This is a genomic window from Pseudomonas trutticola BRTCR10 (genome assembly GCF_056155105.1).
In genome coordinates this window covers 2,263,583-2,287,208 of record NZ_CM149552.1, presented here as the reverse complement: position 1 = coordinate 2,287,208, position 23,626 = coordinate 2,263,583, and the positions used below count along the sequence as shown (strand labels likewise).

Here is a 23,626-nt window from a genome sequence, read left to right as displayed (position 1 = left end):
CAGACACAAAAAACCCCGGTCTTTCGACCAGGGTCTTTGCTATCGGATCCGACTCAGCGAAGCTGACTTCGGTGCTTCAAGGCGTTCAGTGGTCCTTGAAGCAGATATGGCGCAGCGGACGGGACTCGAACCCGCGACCCCCGGCGTGACAGGCCGGTATTCTAACCGACTGAACTACCGCTGCGTATCGCTTTGAGCTTGCGCTCAAGTAACTCGTTTTGATTGAAAGCTTCGGTGCTTTGCAATCGCGAGCCAGACAAGTCTGACTCGTAAAATATGGCGCAGCGGACGGGACTCGAACCCGCGACCCCCGGCGTGACAGGCCGGTATTCTAACCGACTGAACTACCGCTGCGCGTCGGTGCAGGCACTTTCAGCCTACGCTCTTGCTTACGCAAGTATCTCGGGGAGTGGTGGGTGATGACGGGATCGAACCGCCGACATTCTGCTTGTAAGGCAGACGCTCTCCCAGCTGAGCTAATCACCCGTTTGCATCTCCGAGGCCGCGAAATTTACGCAGGTAGCGAACCTAAGTCAATAGCAGGATTGAAGTTTTTTTCAAAAACAGTTTTTAGCGGCAAGTCTCAAGCTGCAAGCAAAAGCATAAACATCCAAAGCAGAGACACCGCGATCTCGCTTCAACTTGCAGCTCGACGCTTGCAGCTGGCTCTCACTGCTTGTAAATCATCTTCTTGGTCATGCCGCCGTCAACGACGAACTCCTGCCCGGTGACAAACCCGGCATTGCGCGACAACAACCACGCCACCATCGCCGCCACGTCCTCGACCGTCCCTACCCTGCCCGCCGGATGCTGAGCATGATCGGTATCCGCCAGTGGCTCGGCACGACGCGCCGACGGATCCCGCGCATCGATCCAGCCCGGACTGACCGCATTGACGCGAATCTCCGGCCCGAGACTGATCGCCAACGCATGCGTCAGCGCCAACAATCCACCCTTGCTCGCTGCATAAGCCTCGGTATCCGGCTCCGACTGCCCGGCCCGAGTCGACGCCAGATTGACGATCGACCCGTTGTGCGCCCGCAGATAAGGCGCACAGTGCTTGGCGAGCAACATCGGGCCACTGAGGTTCACCGCCAGCACTCGATTCCAGTAAGCCAGATCAAGGCTTTCCAGAGTGATGTTATGCGGATCGGCCACGGCTGCGTTGCACACCAACGCATCGAGACGACCAAACTGCCCCAGCACTTCGGCCACGCCAAGCGCGACCTGCCCCTCATCCGCCACATCCATGGCGATGAACCAGGCGTTTTCGCCCAGCACCTTCGCCACTTTCGACCCGCGCGCACGATCCAGATCCGTCAGCACCACCTGCCAGCCTTCGCTGATCAGCCACGCCGCAATCCCCAGACCGATACCGCGCGCAGCACCCGTGACCAGTGCAACGCGACCATGGGTAGCCGCTTTCGGAGTGGACAACTCGATCACAGCGCTGCCAGACCGCGCGCCAGATCGGCTTGCAGGTCGGCGACGTCTTCCAGACCGACCGCGATTCGGATCAGGCTGTCGCGAATGCCCGCCGCTTCACGCTCCTGAGGCGCCAGACGACCGTGGGATGTGGTGCTCGGGTGGGTGATGGTGGTTTTGCTGTCGCCGAGGTTGGCGGTGATCGAAATCAGACGAGTCGCATCGATAAAGCGCCAGGCGCCCTCTTTGCCGCCCTTGACCTCAAAGCTCACCACGGCACCGAAGCCTTTCTGCTGACGCTGGGCCAGTTCATGCTGCGGATGGCTCTTGAGGCCGGCGTAGTGCACTTTCTCGATACCGTCCTGCTGCTCCAGCCATTCGGCCAGTTGCTGAGCGTTGGCGCAGTGCGCCTTCATCCGCAGGTTCAGGGTTTCCAGACCCTTGAGGAAGATCCACGCATTGAACGGGCTCAGGGTCGGGCCGGCGGTGCGCAGGAAACCGACAATTTCTTTCATCTGCTCGCTACGACCGGCCACCACGCCGCCCATGCAACGGCCCTGGCCGTCGATGAACTTGGTTGCCGAGTGCACAACGATGTCCGCGCCCATTTTCAGCGGCTGCTGCAACGCAGGCGTGCAGAAGCAGTTGTCGACCACCAGCATCGCGCCTTTGGCGTGAGCGATTTCTGCCAGCGCGGTGATGTCCACCAATTCAGCCAGCGGATTGGAAGGCGACTCGACAAAGAGCAGTTTGGTGTTGGATTTGATTGCCGCATCCCAACCTGACAGATCGGCCAAAGGCACGTAATCGACTTCCACACCGAAACGCTTGAAGTACTTCTCGAACAGGCTGATGGTCGAACCGAACACGCTGCGCGAGACCAGCACGTGATCGCCGGCGCTGCACAGGCTCATCACTACCGCCATGATCGCGGCCATGCCAGTGGCGGTAGCAACCGCCTGCTCGGCGCTTTCCAACGCGGCAATGCGCTCTTCGAACGCACGCACGGTCGGGTTGGTGTAACGCGAGTAAACGTTGCCCGGCACTTCGCCGGCGAACCGTGCGGCCGCATCGGCGGCGGTGCGGAACACGTAGCTGGAGGTGAAGAACATCGGATCACCGTGCTCGCCTTCCGGCGTACGGTGCTGACCGGCACGTACGGCCAGGGTATCGAACGCTACGCCTTCGAGGTCGCTGTCCAGCCGACCGGCATCCCATTCCTGACTCATGCTGTCACTCCTTGCCCTGTTCTCGAAAAATAAAAGTCAGATACAAAACCGGCCCCTCAGGGCCGGTAATCACTCAATTGTTGTACAGATCGATGATCGCACTGACCGCTTGGGTCTTGACCTTCGAGGCATCGTTGCGTGCCTGTTCGATCTTGTTCAGGTAAGCCTCGTCGACGTCGCCGGTGACGTACTTGCCATCGAACACTGCGCAATCGAAGTTCTCGATCTTGATCTTGCCGCCACCCACCGCTTCGATCAAGTCAGGCAAGTCCTGATAGATCAGCCAGTCAGCGCCGATCAGATCCGCCACGTCCTGAGTCGAACGATTGTGCGCGATCAGTTCGTGAGCGCTCGGCATGTCGATGCCGTAGACGTTCGGGAAGCGTACAGCCGGAGCCGCCGAGCAGAAGTAGACGTTTTTCGCGCCGGCTTCACGGGCCATCTGGATGATCTGCTTGCAAGTGGTGCCGCGTACGATCGAGTCGTCGACCAGCATCACGTTCTTGCCGCGGAATTCCAGCTCGATGGCGTTGAGCTTCTGGCGTACCGACTTTTTGCGAGCGGCCTGGCCCGGCATGATGAAGGTCCGGCCGATGTAACGGTTCTTGACGAAACCTTCGCGGAATTTCACGCCCAGATGGTTGGCCAGCTCCAGCGCTGCGGTGCGGCTGGTGTCCGGAATCGGGATGACCACGTCGATGTCGTGTTCCGGACGCTCGCGCAGGATCTTCTCGGCGAGCTTCTCACCCATGCGCAGACGGGCCTTGTAGACCGACACGCCGTCGATGATCGAATCCGGACGCGCCAGGTAGACGTGTTCGAAGATGCATGGAGTCAGGGACGGATTGGTCGCGCACTGACGGGTGTGCAGCTTGCCGTCTTCAGTGATGTAGACCGCTTCGCCCGGTGCCAGGTCGCGAATCAGGGTGAAACCGAGCACGTCCAGCGAAACGCTTTCCGAGGCGATCATGTACTCGACGCCTTCGTCGGTGTGACGCTGGCCGAAAACGATCGGGCGGATGCCGTGCGGGTCGCGGAAACCGACGATGCCGTAACCGGTGACCATGGCCACTACCGCATAACCACCGACGCAACGGTTGTGCACGTCGGTCACGGCGGCAAACACGTCTTCTTCGGTCGGCTGCAGCTTGCCGCGCTGAGCCAGCTCGTGGGCGAACACGTTGAGCAGCACTTCCGAGTCGGAACTGGTGTTGACGTGACGCAGATCGGATTCATAGATCTCTTTGGCCAACTGTTCAACGTTGGTCAGGTTACCGTTGTGCGCCAGGGTAATGCCGTAAGGCGAGTTGACGTAAAACGGTTGGGCTTCGGCCGAAGTCGAGCTGCCCGCGGTCGGGTAACGGACGTGACCGATACCCATGTGGCCGACCAGACGCTGCATGTGACGCTGCTGGAACACGTCACGCACCAGGCCATTGTCCTTGCGCAGGAACAACCGGCCATCATGGCTGGTCACGATACCGGCAGCGTCCTGGCCGCGGTGCTGGAGCACGGTTAGCGCGTCATACAGCGCCTGATTGACGTTCGACTTACCGACGATACCGACGATGCCACACATGCGACGCAACCCCTACTTAATGGATCTGAACTGAACAACACTCACTGAGGCGTTTTGGCCGACGGCAAGAGTTGCTCCTTGAACGGAATATCAGCGGGTACGCTGATTCCGCTGGCAAGCCACTGACTGCTCCACCCGAGAATCAGGTTTTTGGACCAGTCGGCGACCAATAGAAACTTTGGCACGAGCTGTGATTCTTTCCACCACCCGTCCTGCTGTACCGGCCCCAGGCTCAACAGCCCGACCGCCACGACCACCAGCAACACGCCACGCGCAGCGCCGAAGGCCATGCCGAGGAATCGATCGGTCCCGGACAACCCGGTGACGCGAACCAACTCGCCGATAAGATAATTGATCATTGCGCCCACGATCAGTGTGGCGACAAACATGATGGCACAGCCCGCGATCACGCGAGCCGATGGGGTTTCGATGTATCCGGCGAGGTACTCGGACAGTGAGCCACCGAACATCCAGGCGACGACTCCTGCGATGATCCAGGTCACCAGCGATAATGCTTCCTTGACGAAGCCGCGGCTCAAACTGATCAAAGCGGAGATGGCGATGATTGCAACGATCGCCCAGTCAACCCAGGTAAATGGCACAGTGCAGCCTACAGACGGATAAGGCGGCGCATTTTAGCAGAGCGCATGGCTGTCGGTAAGCTGCGATTTTCAGTGCATTTCAATCGAAGTGATAGTTTTCAGCCGCGCTCGGGCTGGAAGCGCACGACAAAACCCTTGAGGTTCTGCTGACGACCCAACAGATCACGCAGACGATCGGCTTCGGCGCGCTCGATCAGTGGACCAACGAACACCCGGTTCTTGCCATCGGCAGAACGGATGTAGGCGTTATAACCCTGGCTGCGCAGGGTTTTCTGCAGGCTTTCAGCACTGGCGCGACTCGACAGGCTGGCCAGTTGCACCGACCAGCTGACCGACAGACCGTTGGCATCGACGCGACTTTGCGTGGTGTCAGGCCTGGACGATGCAGCGGCGATAGGCTGCGCAGGCGCCGGAATCGGCTTGGCCACCGCAGGCGGCGCTGCAGGCTTGACGATGGCGATGGGGGCAGCGGGCGCTGGCGTCGGAGCAACCGGGACAGCAGGCGCAGTGTCTTCTGCGACGTCTTCATCCGTCGGCACCGGCTCTTGCGGCAAGGCCTGCGGCTCGGGAACGGCCACGGTTTCCATCTGCACTTGCGGCACGACAGGTGCGTGCGGCGCGGCGGGCGCATCGACAGTCACCTGACGCTGCTCATCCTGGCGGGAAAACAGCATTGGCAGGAAGATCACCGCCAGCGCCACCAGCACCAGGGCACCGACCATGCGCTGCTTGTACGCTTTATCCAGCAAAGCCATTTGCCGCTTCCTCCGTGGAGCGCCGGGCCAACCATTCAAGGGCCTCGGCGACACAATAAAATGATCCGAACAACAGAATCTCGTCGTCACTGGTTGCGACTGCACACTGCCCTTCCAGAGCGGCGGCAACACTGTCGTAAGACGTGACCGATGCGCCAAGGTTCTGCAATGCAGCGTCTAATTCTGCAACCGGACGAGCGCGCGGCGAATCCAGCGGCGCTACGGCCCAGTGCTCGACACTAGCATTCAATTCGCCGACAACACCATCCAGATCCTTGTCCGCCAGCAGACCAAACACCGCCAGACGCTTGCCGACCGGCGGTCGCGAGGCCAGACGGCGGGCCAGATACTCCGCCGCGTGCGGGTTATGACCCACATCCAGCAGCAGGTTCAGGCGCTTGCCTTCGAATTCGAACGAACGGCGATCCAGACGTCCGACTACGCGAGTCCCCTGCAGAGCCGCAATAATCTGTTGCGCCTCCCATGGCAAATCGAGTAACAGATAGGCCTGCAACGCTAGCGCGGCGTTTTCCATCGGCAGATCGAGCAGCGGCAAATCGTGCAGCTCGACAACCTGACCCTGCGCGTCGATACCGCGCCACTGCCAATGTTGATCGGTGATACCGAGATCGAAATCACGCCCGCGCAGGAAGAACGGGCAAGCCAGTTCCCGCGCCTTGTCGAGCAACGGTTGCGGAGGATTGAGGTCACCACACAAGGCCGGTTTGCCATGGCGGAAAATCCCGGCTTTCTCGAAAGCCACGGATTCACGGGTATCACCCAGATAATCGGCGTGATCAACACCGATGCTGGTAACCAGTGCGATATCGGCATCGACCACGTTGACCGTGTCCAGACGCCCACCCAGACCGACTTCCAGCACCACGGCGTCAAGTCCGGCTTGCTGGAAAAGCCAGAACGCCGCCAGGGTGCCCATTTCGAAGTAAGTCAGGGAGGTTTCGCCGCGCCCGGCCTCGACCGCAGCAAAGGCTTCGCACAGCTGCGCGTCAGTGGCTTCGACGCCATTGAGCTGCACCCGCTCGTTATAACGCAGCAGGTGCGGGGAATTGTAGACACCAACGCTCAGGCCCTGCGCGCGCAGCAATGAAGCCACGAACGCGCAGGTCGAACCCTTGCCGTTGGTGCCGGTGACCGTAATCACCCGAGGCGCCGGCTGGCCCAGCCCCATGCGGGACGCTACCTGTTGCGAACGCTCCAGGCCCATGTCGATGGCGGACGGATGCAACTGCTCCAGGTAGGCGAGCCACTCGCCAAGGGTGCGCTCGATCATACGTTGGCAGGCACCGGTGGAACGACGATCGGCTCGATCGGCGCGGCGACGAATTTCGGCGTCGGCTTGCCGGTCATTTGTGCCAGCAGGTTACCCAGGCGCGGACGCAGCTCCTGACGATGGATGATCATGTCGATCGCACCGTGTTCCAGCAGGAACTCGCTGCGCTGGAAGCCTTCCGGCAGTTTTTCGCGAACGGTCTGCTCGATCACACGCGGACCAGCGAAGCCGATCAGGGCTTTCGGCTCACCGACGATCACGTCACCGAGCATCGCCAGACTGGCGGAAACACCACCGTAGACCGGGTCGGTCAGCACGGAGATGAACGGAATGCCTTCTTCACGCAGGCGCGCCAGCACAGCCGAAGTCTTGGCCATCTGCATCAGCGAGATCAGGGCTTCCTGCATGCGCGCACCGCCGGAAGCGGCGAAGCAGATCATCGGGCAACGATTTTCCAGCGCGTAGTTGGCAGCGCGAACGAAGCGCTCGCCGACGATGGCGCCCATGGAACCGCCCATGAAGCTGAATTCGAACGCTGAAACCACCACCGGCATACCCAGCAGAGTGCCGCTGACGGAGATCAGCGCATCTTTCTCGCCGGTCTGCTTCTGGGCAGCGGTCAGGCGATCCTTGTACTTCTTGCCGTCGCGGAATTTCAGACGGTCAACCGGCTCCAGATCGGCGCCCAGTTCGTTGCGACCCTCGGCATCGAGGAAGATGTCGATGCGTGCACGTGCGCCGATGCGCATGTGGTGGTTGCACTTTGGGCAAACATCCAGGGTCTTTTCCAGCTCCGGACGGTACAGCACAGCCTCGCAGGACGGGCATTTGTGCCACAGACCTTCAGGCACCGAGCTCTTCTTGACCTCCGAACGCATGATCGAAGGGATCAGTTTGTCTACTAACCAGTTGCTCATGCTTTCTTTCTCCAGTACCGGCGGCCCGAACGCTCTGGTTCGCAGCCCCGCGTATGCCCTTCAGCTAAATTCATGTGTGTGGCGATGATGGGTGAACAGCCACGGTCAGCGCGAAACATGACCTGCGTACTGCTCACAAACCCTCAGCCGCGCCTGCTTTGTGCAAGTGCATTGATGGACGGCGGCAGACTGCCAGCCGTCACATCAATATGGAGCTTTGCGTACGGCGTCGATGAACGCCCGAACCTTCACGTGATCCTTGATGCCTTTACTCGCTTCTACCCCGCCACTGACGTCGACGGCGTAGGGTTTCACCCGGGCCACAGCGTCTGCGACATTTTCCGGGGTCAGACCGCCCGCCAGAATCAATGGCTTGCTCAAACCTTGCGGAATCAAAGACCAGTCGAAGGCCTCGCCGGTTCCGCCGGGCACGCCTTCGACATAAGTGTCGAGCAGCACGCCACTGGCGCTTGGGTATGCATCGACGGACGCAGCGATGTCATCGCCGGCCTTGACTCGCAGCGCCTTGATGTACGGACGATGCCAGCCTTCGCACTCCTCTGCCGATTCATCACCGTGGAACTGCAACAGATCCAGTGGCACGGCATCGAGAATCTCGCCCAACTCACAGCGACTGGCGTTGACGAACAGGCCCACCGTAGTCACAAACGGCGGCAACGCCTTGATGATCGCTCGCACCTGCTGCACGTTTACCGCACGCGGACTCTTGGCGTAGAACACGAACCCGATCGCATCAGCCCCGGCTTCGACGGCTGCCAGCGCATCTTCTATGCGGGTAATCCCGCAGATCTTGCTGCGAACGGCTGACATGTCGAGAAAAACTCCAAGGTAAAATCCGGGAAAGTCCCGGATGGTAACAAAAGCGTTCGAGGGCGTCAGCCGTCAAGTTCGGAGAAACCCGTAAGGAAATGTGGCCCGATAAAACGCTCGGGCAACGGGAATTCGTCGTGATACTCGACCTGCACCAGATACAACCCGTAAGGATGCGCTGTTACACCCCCGGAGCGGCGCTCGCGACTCTCCAGCACCTCTTTCATCCACTCGACCGGTCGCTCGCCGGCACCAATGGTCATCAGCACGCCGGCGATGTTACGCACCATGTGATGCAGGAAGGCGTTGGCGCGAATATCGAGCACGATCATCTTGCCGTGGCGGGTCACGCGCAGGTGGTGCATCTTCTTGATCGGTGACTTGGCCTGGCACTGACCGGCACGGAAGGCGCTGAAATCATGGGTCCCGATCAGATATTGCGCGGCCTCGGCCATGCGCTCGACATCCAGCGGGCGGTGGTTCCAGGTGATTTCTTCGTTGAGGTGCGCCGGACGAATCTGATCGTTGTAGATCACGTAGCGATAACGCCGGGCGATGGCCTTGAACCGAGCATGAAAATGCGCCGGCATCACTCGCGCCCAACTGACGCTGATGTCGTGGGGCAAATTGATATTGGCACCCATGACCCAGGCTTTCAGCGAACGATCAACCGTTGTATCGAAATGCACCACTTGGCCGCAGGCGTGCACACCAGCGTCGGTACGCCCGGCGCACTGCAGCGAGACCGGCGAGTTGGCGACTTTCGACAAGGCTTTCTCGAGCTCTTCCTGCACCGTGGCCACGCCGGTCAACTGACGCTGCCAGCCGCTGTAGCGCGAGCCTTTGTATTCAACGCCAAGCGCGACGCGGTAAAAGCCGTCGGGCGCCATTTCGGCGGCCGGGTTATCTATGTTTGCCAAGGTGAGACAGCCTGCTGTTTTTGCAAAGGCGAGCATTATAGGGCCGTGGTCAGTGGATGCCAGAGAGTTCTCTGTCGTCTGATCTGGCGCCATCGCTGGCAAGCCAGCTCCCACGGAAATTGCGTGCGCCGCCAAAACTGTGGGAGCTGGCTTGCCAGCGATTGCGATAGCTCAGGCAAAACAGCATCCAGCCCAAACAAAAACGGCAGCCTCAATGGCTGCCGTTTTTTTGTTACCGCTGAATCAAGCCAGATTCGAAAGCATTTCCTTGGCTTCGCCACGCTGCTTCTCGTCACCCTCGGTCAACACTTCGTTGAGGATGTCGCGCGCGCCGTCGTTGTCGCCCATGTCGATGTAGGCCTGGGCCAGATCGAGCTTGGTGGCGGCTTCGTCAGTACCCGCAAGGAAGTCAAAATCGTCTTCGCCCAGATCATCACCGATAGCCGCATCGGCTTCGGTGAAGGTCGGCTCGGCGATGCTTTGCGACAGACGATCCAGCTCAGCGTTGACGTCATCCAGTTCAGAAGCGAACGCATCAGGTTCAGCCGCAGGATTGCTGTCCATTTCGTCGGCCAGCGACAGATCGAAGTCGGCCGGCAGCTCCAGATCATCCTGCGGCACGTCAGCGACGACCGGCGGCTCGACTGGCGGCAGATCCTTAACACCTTCGTCCAGATCCAGCAGGAAGTCATCGTCCGCCAGATCAACCGCTGGAGCCGGCTCGGCACCGAGGTCCAGATCCAGGTCGAAGTCCGACAGATCGTCAAGATTTTCTTTGATCTCGGTCTGCTGTTGCAGCACCGATTCGAAGCTCAGGTCATCGTCCGACGGGAACTCGTCCAGCTCGACTGGCGCTTGCGGCTCGACCACGGGCTCAGGGGTGACCGGGGTGATGTTGTCGAGATCGTCCAGACTCAGGTCGAACGCGCTGTCCAGATCATCTTCGACCGGCGCCGGAGCGGGCTCCGCTACTTCCGGCTCATCCAGCAGCAAGTCCTTGACGTACTGTGCGTCCAGCTCGGCAGCGACAGCAGCGGCAGCCAGACCGGCAGCGGCCACAACAGCCATGGCCGGGAAGCGGCTTTTCAGCTCTTCGACCTTGGCGAAGTTGTCGCCGTTGGCAACCAGTTGACGCTCTTGACCGACGAACGCATCGCGATCGCCTTGCTGACCGTAGACTTCCATCAGCTTCAGGCGCAGATCGCTACGCTGCGGCTCAAGGCTGACGCCCTCTTCCAGCAGCGCAGCAGCCTGATTCAAGCGACCGGCATTGATGTGCGACTGAGCCTTGTCCAGCACGTCATCCGAGCGCTCGGCGGCCGGGGCCACCAGTGGCGCGGCAATCGGTTCAGCCATGACCACTGGCGTAACGATCGGAGCTGGAGTTGAAGCAGGAGCCGGCGTATTGAGCTTGACGCTGGCGGCCGGAGTTTCCAGACCCTCGAAGCTGCTTTCCGGCAGATCCTGTTCAGCCGAGAACTCTTGCTCTTCAGACAGGGCGCGAGCCATGCGCAGATGCTTCTCGGCTTCCTGCTGGGCTTTGCGACGACGGGCCAGCAGCAACAGCAAGAGCAGCAGAACCACTGCACCGCCGCCGATCAGACCCAGCAGGATCGGATTGGTCAGCAGCTCGTTGAACGTCTTCTCGTCATCGACCACAGGCTTGGGCTCGACCACCGGCGTTTCAGCGGGTGTATCGACCGGCGGCGCAATGGCGGATTCTGGCGTCGGCGAGGCCGCTTCTGCCGGCGTTGCTGGCGGTGTTGCGGCCAGTTCAGCGGTGATCGCCGGAACCGGTGCAACAGCGGCATTCGCAGCAGGCGCAGCGCCCGCCCCTTCAGCCTGCATCTTCGCCAGTTGATTGTTCTTCAGCTCGATCAGTTTTTGCAGCTTATCCAACTGGCTTTGCAGATCGGACATGCGGCTTTTCAGTTCCTCGTTGTCACGACGAGTCGTGTCGAGGCTTTCCTGAGTCACTGCCAATTTGTTGCTCAACGCCTTGGCATCGCCCGCCGGGCCTTTGCCACGCGCCTTGGCACTTTCGGCAGAGACCAGGCTCAGGTTGTCGCTGGTGTTCTGCGCGGCGCCGGTGTTGGCGCGACCACGATTGGTCGCGTCGAGCTGCTGCTGACCGGTGCCAGGTTTGGCCACGTAACGACGGCCCTGACGCCAGGCTTCGTTCTGCGCCGCGACTTCAGCGATTGCCTTGGTTTGCGGCAGCGCAGTGCTTTGCACCGAATCGGGCAGACGCAGCACCTGACCGGTTTTCAGCCGGTTGATGTTGCCACCGATAAACGCATCGGGGTTCAGCGCCTGAATTGCCAGCATGGTCTGCTGCACTGAACCGCCGGTACGCGCCTTCGCGGCGATTTCCCACAAGGTGTCGCGTGGCGTTGTGGTGTATTGAGTCGGGTGCGTGGCGCCCGTGGTCGGCGCGGCAATAGTCTGCGACGGCGCCGGTTGCGCGGCCGCATCAGCGGTCTGCGGCGAGAACTTCGATGGATCCAGCAGCACGCTGTAATCGCGCAGCAGACGGCCGTTGGGCCACATCACCTGCACGAGGAATTTGACCATCGGTTCCGACAGCGGCTTGCTCGACGTGACGCGCAGCACGCTTTTGCCGCTGGCGTTGAGCACCGGGGTAAAGGTCAGATCGTTGAGGAAGGCCTGGCGATCAACGCCGGCCTTGGCGAAATCTTCAGGGGAAGCCAGGCTCGGCACCACTTCGGCAGCGGTGAGATCCTTGACGTCGAGCAGCTCGATTTCAGCCACCAGCGGCTGGTTCAGGGTCGACTTCAGGGTCAGCTCCCCGAGCCCGAGGGCATGCGCCATACCGGAGGACAGCGCCGAGGCGGCCGCTATTGCTAACACCAGTTTGCGAACTTGAACCATAGCCTCATCCTTTGTTTGAACGTTCCTCGGCCAGCGAGAAGATGTTGAATACCGCTGCCGTAAGGCATTGCGCGCGACGACGACAGATGTCGCGCGCGATCATTTCTTTGATGCCCCGGAAAGTCCCGGAGGGTGAAACGTTATCGAGTGCTGCGGGCAAGCATAGCGCTCACCTAGAATCAGTCGACAAATTGTTGCCAAGTATCTTTTACAGCAGGTCTTTTATCAACAATTCGGCCACCTGCACAGCGTTAAGGGCGGCGCCTTTGCGTACGTTATCTGACGTCAGCCACAGATTAAGTTCCGCCGGGTCGTCGACACCGCTGCGCACCCGACCGACATAGACAACGTCCTGCCCTACCGCGTCACCGACTGCGGTCGGATAATCGCCGGCTTCGACCAGCTCGATACCGGGTGCATCTTCCAGTGCGGCGTTGACCTTTTCCAGGTCGACGGCCTGCGCTGACTGCAAGGTCACGCTAAAGCTATCGCCAAAAAACACCGGGGCTTGAACACAAGTTGCGGAAATCTTTAATAAAGGCTGCGCCAGCACTTGGCGCAGCTCGCGCACCAGACGCTTTTCCAGCAGCGTGTGGCCTTGCGCGTCAGGCGTACCGACCTGAGCCAGCAGGTTGAAGGCCATCTGCCGATCAAAGAATGTCGGCTCCAGTGGGCGCATGTTCAGCAGCTCTGCAGTCTGACGCGCCAGCTCGGTGACGGCCTCGCGACCCTGAGCGGAAACGGCCAGATTGGCGGTGACGTTGACGTATTGCAGGTCGATCAGATCGAGCAACGGCGCCAGCACCACGGCGAGCGTGGTGGCAGACGGGCTTGGACTGCTGACCTGGAACGGCGCTTTCAAACCAGCGAGCACATCGGCATTGGCTTCCGGCACCACTTGCGGCGCCTGATCGGCCGGCAAAGCACCCGACAGATCAATCAGCGAGCACCCGGCGGCATGGGCACGCGCGGCATAACTCAGGGTGATCGCCGGGCCGGCGGCGAAGAACACCAGTTTGACCTTGCTGAAATCGAACTCGTCGACTTCACGCACACGCACGTTCTTGTTGCGGAACAGCACCGAACTGCCGGCGGATTCGCTGCTGGCCAACAGGTGCAGATTGCCGACCGGGAAGTCGCGCTCTTCAAGAATCTGTACGAGGGTTTCGCCGACAGTACCGGTGGCGCCGATCACGGCAATATCTAGGGTCTGGGTCATGGTGCGAGCCTCTGGCGAAACGGGGGGAGCGGCACTTTACCGGGTGACTGGCGCACAGGCAATTTCTGCCGGGGATTTGTGCCGCAGCTACTGGCCTCATCGCTGGCAAGCCAGCTCCCACAGGTTTTGTGGTGTGCATAAAATCTGTGGAAAACACCGATCACTGTGGGAGCTGGCTTGCCAGCGATGAGGCCTGTACAGGCACCCGAGAATCCCAGGCATAAAAAAACCCGCACCTCTCACAAGGCACGGGCTCTCTCATTGCTTCAAGCGATCAACGCTCCAGCAAAATCCGCAGCATGCGACGCAGCGGTTCGGCCGCGCCCCACAGCAGTTGGTCGCCGACGGTGAAGGCACCGACGAATTGTGAACCCATGTTCAGCTTGCGCAGACGGCCGACCGGAACATTCAGGGTGCCGGTGACCTTGGTCGGGCTCAGCTCCTGCATGCTGATTTCGCGCTGGTTCGGCACCAGTTTGACCCAAGGGTTGTGCTGGCTGATCAGCCCTTCGATATCGGCGATCGGCACATCTTTGTTCAGCTTGATGGTCAGCGCCTGGCTGTGGCAACGCATGGCGCCGATGCGCACGCAGATGCCGTCGACCGGGATTGGGCTCTTGAAGCGACCGAGGATCTTGTTGGTCTCGGCCTGGGCCTTCCACTCTTCACGGCTCTGGCCGTTCGGCAGTTCCTTGTCGATCCACGGGATCAGGCTGCCGGCCAGCGGTACGCCGAAGTTTTCGGTCGGGTACGCATCGCTGCGCATGGCCTCGGCAACGCGACGGTCGATGTCGAGGATCGCGCTGGCCGGATCGGCCAGTTGATCAGCGACAGCGGCGTGGGTCGCGCCCATTTGCTTGATCAGTTCACGCATGTTCTGCGCGCCGGCACCGGAAGCCGCCTGATAGGTCATGGCGCTCATCCACTCAACCAGACCGGCTTCGAACAGACCGCCCAGGCCCATCAGCATCAGGCTGACGGTGCAGTTACCGCCGATGTAGTTCTTGGTGCCCGCGTCGAGTTGCTGGTCGATGACCTTGCGGTTGACCGGATCGAGAATGATCACCGCGTCATCGTTCATCCGCAGGCTCGAGGCCGCGTCGATCCAGTAACCCTGCCAGCCGGCTTCGCGCAGCTTCGGGAATACTTCGCTGGTGTAGTCGCCGCCCTGGCAGGTCAGGATCACGTCGAGGGTCTTCAGCTCTTCAATGCTGTAAGCGTCCTTGAGCGGAGCAATGTCCTTGCCCACGGACGGGCCTTGGCCACCGACATTGGAAGTGGTGAAAAACACTGGCTCGATTAGATCGAAGTCCTGCTCTTCCAGCATCCGCTGCATGAGCACGGAACCGACCATGCCGCGCCAACCGATCAGACCTACACGTTTCATCGCAACTACACCTTCTTGAAAAGTGGGCCGCTGCTTTGTATTGAATTTCGCAGCGGGCCCGAGAGATTACAGATTCCGCAGCGCGGCGACTACTGCGTCGCCCATTTCCTGCGTACCGACTTTGGTGCAACCGGCCGAATAAATGTCGCCGGTGCGCAGACCCTGGTCGAGTACGACGCTGACGGCTCGCTCGATGGCATCGGCCGCGTCGTGCAGATTGAAGCTGTAACGCAGCATCATCGACACCGACAGAATCGTTGCCAGCGGGTTGGCAATGCCTTTGCCGGCGATGTCCGGCGCCGAACCGTGGCAAGGCTCATACATGCCCTTGTTGTTCGAATCCAGCGAGGCCGACGGCAGCATGCCAATGGAGCCGGTGAGCATCGACGCTTCGTCGGACAGGATGTCGCCGAACAGGTTGTCGGTGACGATCACGTCGAACTGCTTCGGCGCGCGCACCAGTTGCATGGCGGCGTTGTCGACGTACATGTGGCTCAGTTCGACTTGCGGGTAATCCTTGGCCACTTGCTCGACCACTTCACGCCACAGTTGGCTGGACGCCAGCACGTTGGCCTTGTCCACCGAGCACAGCTTCTTGCCGCGAACCATGGCCATGTCGAAACCGACGCGGGCAATGCGGCGGATTTCGCTTTCGCTGTACGGCAGGGTGTCGTAGGACTGACGCTCGCCATTTTCCAGGGTACGGGTGCCGCGTGGCGCGCCGAAGTAAATGCCGCCGGTCAGCTCGCGCACGATCAGGATATCCAGACCGGCAACGATTTCCGGCTTCAGGCTCGAAGCGTCAGCCAGTTGCGGATAGAGAATCGCCGGACGCAGGTTGCCGAACAGACCCAATTGCGCACGGATTTTCAGCAGACCGCGTTCAGGACGAATATCGCGCTCGATGGTGTCCCATTTCGGGCCGCCCACCGCGCCCAGCAGCACGGCGTCGGCAGCGCGGGCACGGTCGAGGGTTTCGTCAGCCAGCGGCACGCCGTGCTTGTCGATGGCCGCGCCACCGATCACGTCATGGCTCAGCTCGAAGCCCAGACTGTATTTGTCGTTGGCCAGCTCCAGCACCTTGACCGCTTCGGCCATGATTTCCGGACCAATACCGTCACCTGGGAGAATCAGAATCTGCTTGCTCATGCTTTCCTCGTGTCTTCAGTCGGTGCGCCGTTAACCGGCACGCCCGGAAAAATTCTTTCAGCGTTCAGCCATCAGCACGATTACATCTGTACTGAACGAGCCATCGGCATCAATCTCAAAATATTCGCGCACTTCGTTGCCCATCGACTGCTGCAACTGGCGGATCGCCGCGCGCATCACTTCGGGTGTACGCATGCGCTCGACCCAACTTCTGTACTCCAGGCGCAGACGCTGCCGCGTGGTGCTGCGGGTATGCAGCCCGGCCTCGCTGACCTGACGCAACCACTCGCCAGCGGAATAATCGCGCACATGGCTGGTGTCGCGCAGCACTTCGACGCTTTGCAGGTAAGTGTCGAACAGCGGGCTACCCGGTGACAACACGTCAACAAACGCCGCCACACCGCCCGGTTTCAGCACCCGGCGCACTTCGCGCAGTGCCACACCGAGATCGCTCCAGTGATGCGCCGAATAACGGCTGAACACAAAATCAAACTCGCCATCGGCAAACGGCAGACGCTCGACGGCGCCGTTGACCGTGACAATGTTGCTCATGCCGCGATCAACGGCAGCGGCAGCGACCACGTCGAGCATTTGCTGCGACAGGTCGTAAGCGACCACTTCCTTGACCAGCGGTGCGACGTGGAAACTCACGTGGCCGGCGCCGCAACCCAAATCCAGCACCCGCGCCTCGCACTGCCCGGCCAGTTCGGCCTGTAGCAGCGCAAATTCGGTGCCTTGAGCGTGAACGGCGCTGCTCAGGTAGGCGGCGGCCTGTTCACCGAATTGCTTCTGTACAACCTGACTGTGCTGGGCGGTGCTGGTCATGGGGACTTCCTTTGATCCTGTGGTGTCTGTTCCGGCCTCATCGCTGGCAAGCCAGCTCCCACAGGTTTTGTGAACACCGCAAATCCCTGTGGGAGCTGGCTTGCCAGCGATGGGGCCGGCCCCGACTACATCAATCTCGAATCAATCACGCGTCGCGGAACAACCACGGCTGGCTCACCCGATGTTTGGCCTCAAACGTCGCAATCGCATCACCGTCCTGCAAGGTCAAACCGATATCGTCCAGACCATTCAACAGGCAGTGCTTACGGAACGCGTCGATCTCGAAGCTGTACACCTTGCCATCCGGGCGGGTCACGGTCTGCGCCTGCAGATCGACCTGCAATTGATAACCCGGCTCGGCCTCAACCTGCTTGAACAACTCGTCGACTTCAGCGTCGCTCAAGATGATCGGCAGCAAGCCATTCTTGAAGCTGTTGTTGAAGAAGATGTCGGCGTAGCTCGGCGCGATGATGCTGCGGAAACCGTACTCTTCCAGCGCCCATGGCGCATGTTCACGGCTGGAGCCGCAACCGAAGTTCTCCCGGGCCAGCAACACGCTGGCGCCTTGGTAACGCTCGGCGTTGAGCACGAAGTCCTTGTTCAGCGGACGCTTGGAGTTGTCCTGATACGGCTGGCCGACATCGAGGTAACGCCATTCGTCGAACAGGTTCGGACCGAAACCGGTGCGCTTGATCGACTTCAAAAACTGTTTCGGAATGATTTGGTCGGTGTCGACGTTGGCACGATCCAAAGGCGCGACAAGACCAGTGTGCTGAGTAAAAGCTTTCATGCTGCGCTCCTTTAAATCAATTCACGAACGTCGATGAAACGACCGTTCACCGCTGCCGCAGCCGCCATGGCCGGGCTGACGAGGTGGGTACGGCCACCGGCGCCCTGACGGCCTTCGAAGTTACGGTTGGAGGTCGAGGCGCAATGCTCGCCAGACTCCAAACGGTCCGGGTTCATCGCCAGGCACATCGAGCAACCCGGCTCACGCCATTCGAAACCGGCCTCAAGGAAAATCTTGTCCAGACCTTCGGCTTCAGCCTGCGCTTTCACCAGACCCGAACCCGGCACCACAATTGCTTGCTTGATGGTCGAAGCGACTTTACGGCCCTTGGCGATGACTGCCGCAGCGCGCAAATCTTCGATCCGCGAGTTGGTGCAGGAACCGATGAACACGCGATCCAGTTGAATGTCGGTGATCGCCTGATTGGCGGTCAAACCCATGTATTTCAGGGCGCGGACGATCGAGTCGCGTTTGACCAGATCCATCTCTTTGGCCGGATCCGGCACGTTCTGATCAACGGCCAGAACCATTTCCGGGGAAGTGCCCCAGCTGACTTGCGGCTTGATCTGCGCGGCGTCCAGTTCAACCACGGTGTCAAACTTGGCATCGGCGTCGGAGACCAGGTCTTTCCAGGCTTCGACGGCCATGTCCCATTCCGCGCCTTTCGGGGCGAATGGACGGCCCTTCACGTAATCGACAGTCTTCTGATCCGCGGCCACCAGACCGACGCGGGCGCCAGCTTCGATGGACATGTTGCAGATGGTCATGCGGCCTTCAACAGACAAGTCGCGGATTGCGCTGCCAGCGAATTCGATGGCGTGGCCGTTACCGCCGGCGGTGCCGATCTTGCCGATCACGGCGAGGACGATGTCCTTGGCGGTCACACCGAACGGCAATTGCCCTTCGACGCGCACCAGCATGTTTTTCATTTTCTTGGCGACCAGACACTGGGTGGCGAGCACGTGCTCGACCTCGGAAGTGCCGATACCGTGAGCCAGCGCGCCGAAAGCGCCGTGAGTCGAGGTGTGCGAGTCGCCGCAGACCACGGTCATGCCCGGCAAGGTTGCGCCCTGCTCCGGGCTGATCACGTGGACGATGCCTTGGCGGATGTCGTTCATCTTGAACTCGACGATGCCGTATTCATCGCAGTTGTCATCGAGGGTCTGAACCTGCAAACGCGAGACCTGATCGGCAATCGCTTCGATGCCGCCCTTGCGCTCTGGCGTGGTCGGTACGTTGTGGTCCGGGGTCGCGATGTTGGCATCGATGCGCCAAGGCTTGCGCCCGGCCAGACGCAGGCCTTCGAAGGCTTGCGGCGAGGTCACTTCGTGGATGATGTGACGATCGATGTAGATCAGCGCCGAGCCATCGTCGCGCTGCTTGACCAAATGCGAATCCCAGAGCTTGTCGTAGAGCGTTTTGCCGGCCATCAGACGGTTCCTCATCAGCTTGTTTCTATGCCCTGGGCTTATCAATAACCCTTTGGCTTGTGAGGCCGATCCTATGGGGTTAGATTAAATAACTCAAATTCATATTTTTTATGCTTTGGATAACCAACTGGAATACAACCATGGATCTGGCCAACCTCAACGCTTTTATCGCGATTGCCGAGACCGGCAGCTTCTCCGGCGCCGGCGAACGGCTGCACCTGACGCAACCGGCCATCAGCAAGCGCATTGCCGGACTGGAGCAACAACTGAAGGTGCGACTGTTCGATCGCCTCGGTCGTGAAGTCGGCCTGACCGAAGCCGGCCGCGCCCTGCTGCCGCGGGCTTATCAGATTCTCAATGTGCTGGACGACACCCGTCGGGCGCTGACCAATCTGACCGGTGAAGTCAGCGGCCGGCTGACGCTGGCCACCAGTCACCACATCGGCCTGCACCGTTTGCCACCGTTATTAAGGGAATTCACCCGCCGCTACCCACAAGTCGCGCTGGATATTCAGTTCCTCGATTCGGAAGTGGCCTACGAGGAAATTCTCCATGGCCGTGCGGAGCTGGCGGTCATTACCCTGGCGCCGGAGCCGCACACGCTGGTCAAAGCCACGCCGGTCTGGGACGACCCGCTGGATTTCGTGGTCGCCCCCGAGCATTCGCTGATCAGCAATGGCGCCGTCAGTCTGGCGGACATTGCCGGTCATCCGGCGGTTTTCCCCGGCGGCAACACATTTACACACCATATTGTCCAACGATTGTTCGAGGCCCAGGGGCTGACGCCGAACATCGCCATGAGCACCAACTATCTGGAAACCATCAAGATGATGGTCTCCATCGGCCTGGCCTGGAGCGTGTTACCGCGCACCATGCTCGATGATCAGGTGGCAAGCATCGCTTTGCCGGGCATACAGCTCAGTCGCCAGCTAGGCTATATCGTGCACACCGAACGGACGCTATCGAATGCGGCAAGAGCTTTTATGGCCTTGCTGGATGCTCAAATCGATCTGCCAGGGACTCTGGGCTAACTTGTGCTACTCCTATAGAGCCGCTGTCCCTGTGCCTAAAATGCCACCACCGCTCAAGGCCTGTTAACGATGCCGAAATCTGTTGACCGAATTCCGCCGATGCCGCGCATTCAAGCCATTGACCCGCGACGTTCCGAGCAGAGCTGGGAGAGCGCGCCGCAATTGCTCGCTGCGCTCAACGGCGCTCGGCTCGGCGCCTGGTATTGGGACATCGAGCGCGGGCAGATCAGTTGGTCACGGGGCACCCAGGCATTGTTCGGCTTCGATCCGCGCCAGCCGCTGCCGGAAGATCTTGAATACCTCGATTTGCTGCCGCCGGAAGACCGCGCGAAAACCGTCCGCGCCTTCCATGCGGTGATTGCCGGCGCGCCGCTGGAACAGGCGATGCATCACCGCATCCGCTGGCCCGATGGCAGCCTGCATTGGCTGGAGATCAACGGCAGCCTGCTTCCGGACAAAAACGGCCGCCCCCGAATGATCGGGGTGATTCGCGAAATCACCCACCAGCGTCAACGCGAACAGGCCCTGAGCAGCTCGGAGAAACGTTTCGCCACCCTGTTTCACCTGTGCCCGAACATGGTCTTGCTCACCCGCCAGGAAGACGGCCTGATCAGCGAGGCTAACCAGTATTTTGAAAGCCTGTTCGGCTGGCCGGTGCAGAGCGCGATTGGCCGCACCACTCTGGAGCTGGGCCTGTGGGTGCACCCCGAGCAACGCGCCGAACTGGTCAAGAAAACCAAGGCCAAGGGCGAACTGGTCAGCATGGAAGTGCAGTTTCGTGAGAGTAACGGGCAGATTCACGACGGCATTCTCAGCGCCCAGAAAGTCGAGCTCGAAGGCCAGCCGTATCTGCTCAGCACCTTCCTCGACACCACCGAGCGCAAAGCCGCCGAACACGCCCTGAAAGACAGCCAGGAACGCCTCGACCTCGCGCTGGATTCGGCGCAGCTGGGCACCTGGGACTGGCACATCCCCAGCGGCATGCTCTATGGCTCGGCGCGCGCCGCGCAATTGCACGGGCTGGAGCCGATACCGTTTCATGAATCGTTCGACGAGTTTTTCGAAGGCGTGCCCGGCGAAGAGCGCGACAGCATGCGCGACGCCTATCGCAGCCTGCGTGAAGGTCCGGCGGGCAATTACCAGCTGACGTATCGTGTGCAACTGCCGGACGGCAGCTCACGCTATCTGGAAAGCCGTGCACGCCTCTATCGCGACGACAACGGTGCGCCGCTGCGCATGGCCGGCACGCTGTTGGACATCACCGATCAGGTCGAGCGCGAACAGCGGCTGGTGGCGTCCGAAGAGAAATTTGCCACGCTGTTCCAGGTCAGCCCCGACCCGATCTGCGTGACACGGCAGGACAGCGGCGAATTCATCGAAATCAATTCAAGCTTCACCCAGACCTTCGGCTGGAGCGCCGCCGACGTGATCGGCCGCACCGCCGAAGACATCGGCCTGTGGGACGCCTCGGCGAAAAGTCTGCAACGCATCGAACGGGTGATCCGCGAACAAGGCCTGAGCAATGTCGCGATTATTGTTCAGCACAAGGATGGCCAGTCGCTGACCTGCGTGATTTCCAGCCGGCAGATCAGCGTCGGCAATCAGCCCTGCATTGTCACCACCCTGCGCGACATCACGCAGCAGCAACGCTCGGAGGCCGCCCTCAAGGCCAGCGAGGAGAAGTTCGCCAAGGCCTTTCACTCAAGCCCGGACGCAATCACCATCACCGAACGCGATACCGGACGCTATCTGGAGGTCAACGACGGTTTCTGTCGCCTCACCGGCTATCGCGCCGATGAGGTGGTCGGCAAAACCGTGTATCAGGTCGGCATCTGGGCCGAGGAGAAACAACGTTCTGCGCTGCTGGCCGAACTGCAGATCAAGGGCCGCGTGCACCATCAGGAAATGCTCGGGCGCAACAAGCGCGGGGAATTGCTGACGCTGGAAGTGTCGGTCGAACCGATCACCCTGAATGAAACGGCATGTCTGCTACTGACCGCCCGCGACGTCAGCCTGCTGAAAAACGCCGAAGCACAGATTCGCCATCTGGCCTACCACGACCCGCTGACCAACCTGCCCAACCGTGCGCTGCTGATGGATCGCCTGAGCCAGCAGATCGCCCTGCTCAAGCGCCACAACCTGCGCGGTGCGCTGCTGTTTCTTGACCTCGACCATTTCAAACACATCAACGACTCGCTTGGCCACCCGGTCGGTGACACGGTGCTGAAGATCATCACCGCACGGCTCGAAGCCAGCGTGCGCATGGAAGATACGGTCGCCCGTTTGGGCGGCGATGAGTTCGTGGTGCTGCTCAGCGGCCTGGAAGGCTCGCGCAACGAAGTCAGCGCGCAGGTGCGCGAACTGGCCGACACCATCCGTGAATTGCTTTCGGAGCCGATGTTCCTAGACGGTCAACGCCTGCAAGTGACGCCGAGCATCGGCGTGGCACTGATTCCCGACCACGGCTCGACCCCGACCGACCTGCTCAAGCGTGCCGACATCGCCCTGTACCGGGCCAAGGATTCCGGGCGCAACACCACGCAGATGTATCACAACACCATGCAGAAAGCGGCCAGCGAACGGCTGCGCATGGAGACCGACTTGCGCCTGGCCTTGTCTCGTGGCGAATTCAAGGTGCATTTCCAGCCACAGGTCGACGCACGGGACAACCGCATCATCGGCGCCGAAGCCCTGGTGCGCTGGAATCACCCGGAGCTCGGTGCACAATCGCCGACCGAGTTCATCAAAGTGCTGGAAGACAGCGGCCTGATCCTGGAAGTGGGCACCTGGATCCTCGACGAAGCCTGCGAGGCGTTCAAACAACTGATCGCCACAGACCTGATCAACCCTTTCGACTTCAGCCTGTGCGTGAATATCAGTCCACGCCAGTTCCGCCAGAACGACTTCGTCGAACGCATCGAACACAGCATGACCAGCCACGGCCTGCCCTGCACGCTGCTGAAGCTGGAAATCACCGAAGGCATCGTCATTCAGAATCTGGAAGACACCATCAGCAAAATGCGCCGCCTGAAAAAACTCGGCGTGAGCTTCGCCATGGACGATTTCGGCACCGGTTATTCGTCGTTGACCTACCTCAAGCGCTTGCCGGTGGACACGCTGAAAATCGACCAGTCGTTCATCCGCGATGCAACCACCGACCCGAACGACGCGGAGATCATCCGCGCCATTGTCGCCATGGCCCGCAGCCTCGAACTCGAAGTGATTGCCGAAGGCGTGGAGACGCCGGAGCAACTGGCGTTCCTGCAAGGCCTGGGTTGCCACTTGTATCAGGGTTATCTGCACAGTCGGCCCTTGCCGCTGGAGGACTTGAAAAAACTGCTGCCCTGACGCGCC

At 60.5% G+C, this 23,626-nt stretch carries 18 protein-coding genes and 3 tRNA genes; 2 read left to right on the top strand and 19 right to left on the bottom strand.

Annotation, left to right across the window (positions count from 1 at the left end; translation table 11 throughout):
- Positions 1 to 107 precede the first annotated feature (107 nt).
- From ACVVH8_RS10160 to leuC, 19 genes are all read right to left on the bottom strand, one after another.
- Positions 108 to 184: transfer RNA gene (locus tag ACVVH8_RS10160), tRNA-Asp, on the bottom strand.
- Positions 185 to 277: 93 nt separating this feature from the next.
- Positions 278 to 354: transfer RNA gene (locus ACVVH8_RS10155), tRNA-Asp, on the bottom strand.
- A gap of 56 nt (positions 355 to 410) precedes the next feature.
- Positions 411 to 486: transfer RNA gene (locus ACVVH8_RS10150), tRNA-Val, on the bottom strand.
- Positions 487 to 669: 183 nt separating this feature from the next.
- Positions 670 to 1,446, bottom strand: a complete 777-nt coding sequence (locus ACVVH8_RS10145; RefSeq protein WP_475229817.1) for an SDR family oxidoreductase — start codon at positions 1,444 to 1,446, stop codon at positions 670 to 672.
- Complete coding sequence (locus ACVVH8_RS10140) at positions 1,443 to 2,654, bottom strand: O-succinylhomoserine sulfhydrylase (protein WP_103304870.1); 1,212 nt, start codon at positions 2,652 to 2,654, stop codon at positions 1,443 to 1,445. The genes ACVVH8_RS10145 and ACVVH8_RS10140 overlap by 4 nt, the downstream gene beginning before the upstream one ends.
- 73 nt (positions 2,655 to 2,727) lie before the next feature.
- A complete protein-coding gene (gene purF, locus ACVVH8_RS10135) occupies positions 2,728 to 4,233 on the bottom strand; it encodes an amidophosphoribosyltransferase (protein ID WP_007956466.1) in 1,506 nt (501 codons plus the stop codon).
- A 41-nt stretch (positions 4,234 to 4,274) separates the two neighbouring features.
- On the bottom strand, positions 4,275 to 4,835 hold the full coding sequence (locus ACVVH8_RS10130; RefSeq protein WP_007913461.1) for a CvpA family protein: 561 nt from the start codon (positions 4,833 to 4,835) through the stop codon (positions 4,275 to 4,277).
- Between the two features lie 98 nt (positions 4,836 to 4,933).
- A complete protein-coding gene (locus ACVVH8_RS10125) occupies positions 4,934 to 5,590 on the bottom strand; it encodes an SPOR domain-containing protein (RefSeq protein ID WP_103304869.1) in 657 nt (218 codons plus the stop codon).
- Positions 5,574 to 6,881 (bottom strand): bifunctional tetrahydrofolate synthase/dihydrofolate synthase, encoded by a 1,308-nt coding sequence (gene folC, locus ACVVH8_RS10120; RefSeq protein ID WP_475229813.1) that lies wholly within the window; start codon positions 6,879 to 6,881, stop codon positions 5,574 to 5,576. Before folC ends, ACVVH8_RS10125 begins: the two co-directional genes overlap by 17 nt.
- Entirely contained in the window at positions 6,878 to 7,798 is a 921-nt protein-coding gene (gene accD, locus ACVVH8_RS10115) for an acetyl-CoA carboxylase, carboxyltransferase subunit beta (protein ID WP_103304867.1), read from the bottom strand. The genes folC and accD overlap by 4 nt, the downstream gene beginning before the upstream one ends.
- Before the next feature lie 204 nt (positions 7,799 to 8,002).
- Positions 8,003 to 8,629, bottom strand: coding sequence for a phosphoribosylanthranilate isomerase (locus ACVVH8_RS10110; protein WP_103304866.1), 627 nt, complete (start codon positions 8,627 to 8,629; stop codon positions 8,003 to 8,005).
- 65 nt (positions 8,630 to 8,694) lie between these two features.
- On the bottom strand, positions 8,695 to 9,519 hold the full coding sequence (gene truA, locus ACVVH8_RS10105) for a tRNA pseudouridine(38-40) synthase TruA (RefSeq protein WP_034152768.1): 825 nt from the start codon (positions 9,517 to 9,519) through the stop codon (positions 8,695 to 8,697).
- A 273-nt stretch (positions 9,520 to 9,792) separates the two neighbouring features.
- Complete coding sequence (locus ACVVH8_RS10100) at positions 9,793 to 12,441, bottom strand: motility hub landmark protein FimV (RefSeq protein ID WP_475229810.1); 2,649 nt, start codon at positions 12,439 to 12,441, stop codon at positions 9,793 to 9,795.
- A gap of 208 nt (positions 12,442 to 12,649) precedes the next feature.
- Positions 12,650 to 13,660, bottom strand: coding sequence for an aspartate-semialdehyde dehydrogenase (locus ACVVH8_RS10095; protein WP_475229807.1), 1,011 nt, complete (start codon positions 13,658 to 13,660; stop codon positions 12,650 to 12,652).
- A 274-nt stretch (positions 13,661 to 13,934) separates the two neighbouring features.
- On the bottom strand, positions 13,935 to 15,047 hold the full coding sequence (gene asd / locus ACVVH8_RS10090) for an aspartate-semialdehyde dehydrogenase (protein WP_007956451.1): 1,113 nt from the start codon (positions 15,045 to 15,047) through the stop codon (positions 13,935 to 13,937).
- A 66-nt stretch (positions 15,048 to 15,113) separates the two neighbouring features.
- Positions 15,114 to 16,196, bottom strand: coding sequence for a 3-isopropylmalate dehydrogenase (leuB, locus tag ACVVH8_RS10085; RefSeq protein WP_475229804.1), 1,083 nt, complete (start codon positions 16,194 to 16,196; stop codon positions 15,114 to 15,116).
- 57 nt (positions 16,197 to 16,253) lie between these two features.
- A complete protein-coding gene (locus ACVVH8_RS10080) occupies positions 16,254 to 17,021 on the bottom strand; it encodes a class I SAM-dependent methyltransferase (protein WP_475229801.1) in 768 nt (255 codons plus the stop codon).
- A gap of 145 nt (positions 17,022 to 17,166) precedes the next feature.
- Positions 17,167 to 17,811 carry a 3-isopropylmalate dehydratase small subunit gene (leuD, locus tag ACVVH8_RS10075; RefSeq protein WP_007913445.1) on the bottom strand — a complete coding sequence of 215 codons (645 nt, stop codon included), beginning with the start codon at positions 17,809 to 17,811 and terminating at the stop codon, positions 17,167 to 17,169.
- Positions 17,812 to 17,822: 11 nt separating this feature from the next.
- Complete coding sequence (gene leuC, locus ACVVH8_RS10070; protein ID WP_475229799.1) at positions 17,823 to 19,241, bottom strand: 3-isopropylmalate dehydratase large subunit; 1,419 nt, start codon at positions 19,239 to 19,241, stop codon at positions 17,823 to 17,825.
- Positions 19,242 to 19,381: 140 nt separating this feature from the next.
- Here leuC and ACVVH8_RS10065 point away from each other — a divergent pair, with 140 nt between their 5' ends.
- The gene (locus tag ACVVH8_RS10065) at positions 19,382 to 20,272 is read left to right on the top strand and encodes a LysR family transcriptional regulator (RefSeq protein ID WP_201239074.1); all 891 of its coding nucleotides are present in this window, start codon (positions 19,382 to 19,384) and stop codon (positions 20,270 to 20,272) included.
- Between the two features lie 69 nt (positions 20,273 to 20,341).
- Positions 20,342 to 23,620, top strand: coding sequence for a sensor domain-containing protein (locus tag ACVVH8_RS10060; RefSeq protein ID WP_401299997.1), 3,279 nt, complete (start codon positions 20,342 to 20,344; stop codon positions 23,618 to 23,620).
- Positions 23,621 to 23,626: the final 6 nt, after the last annotated feature.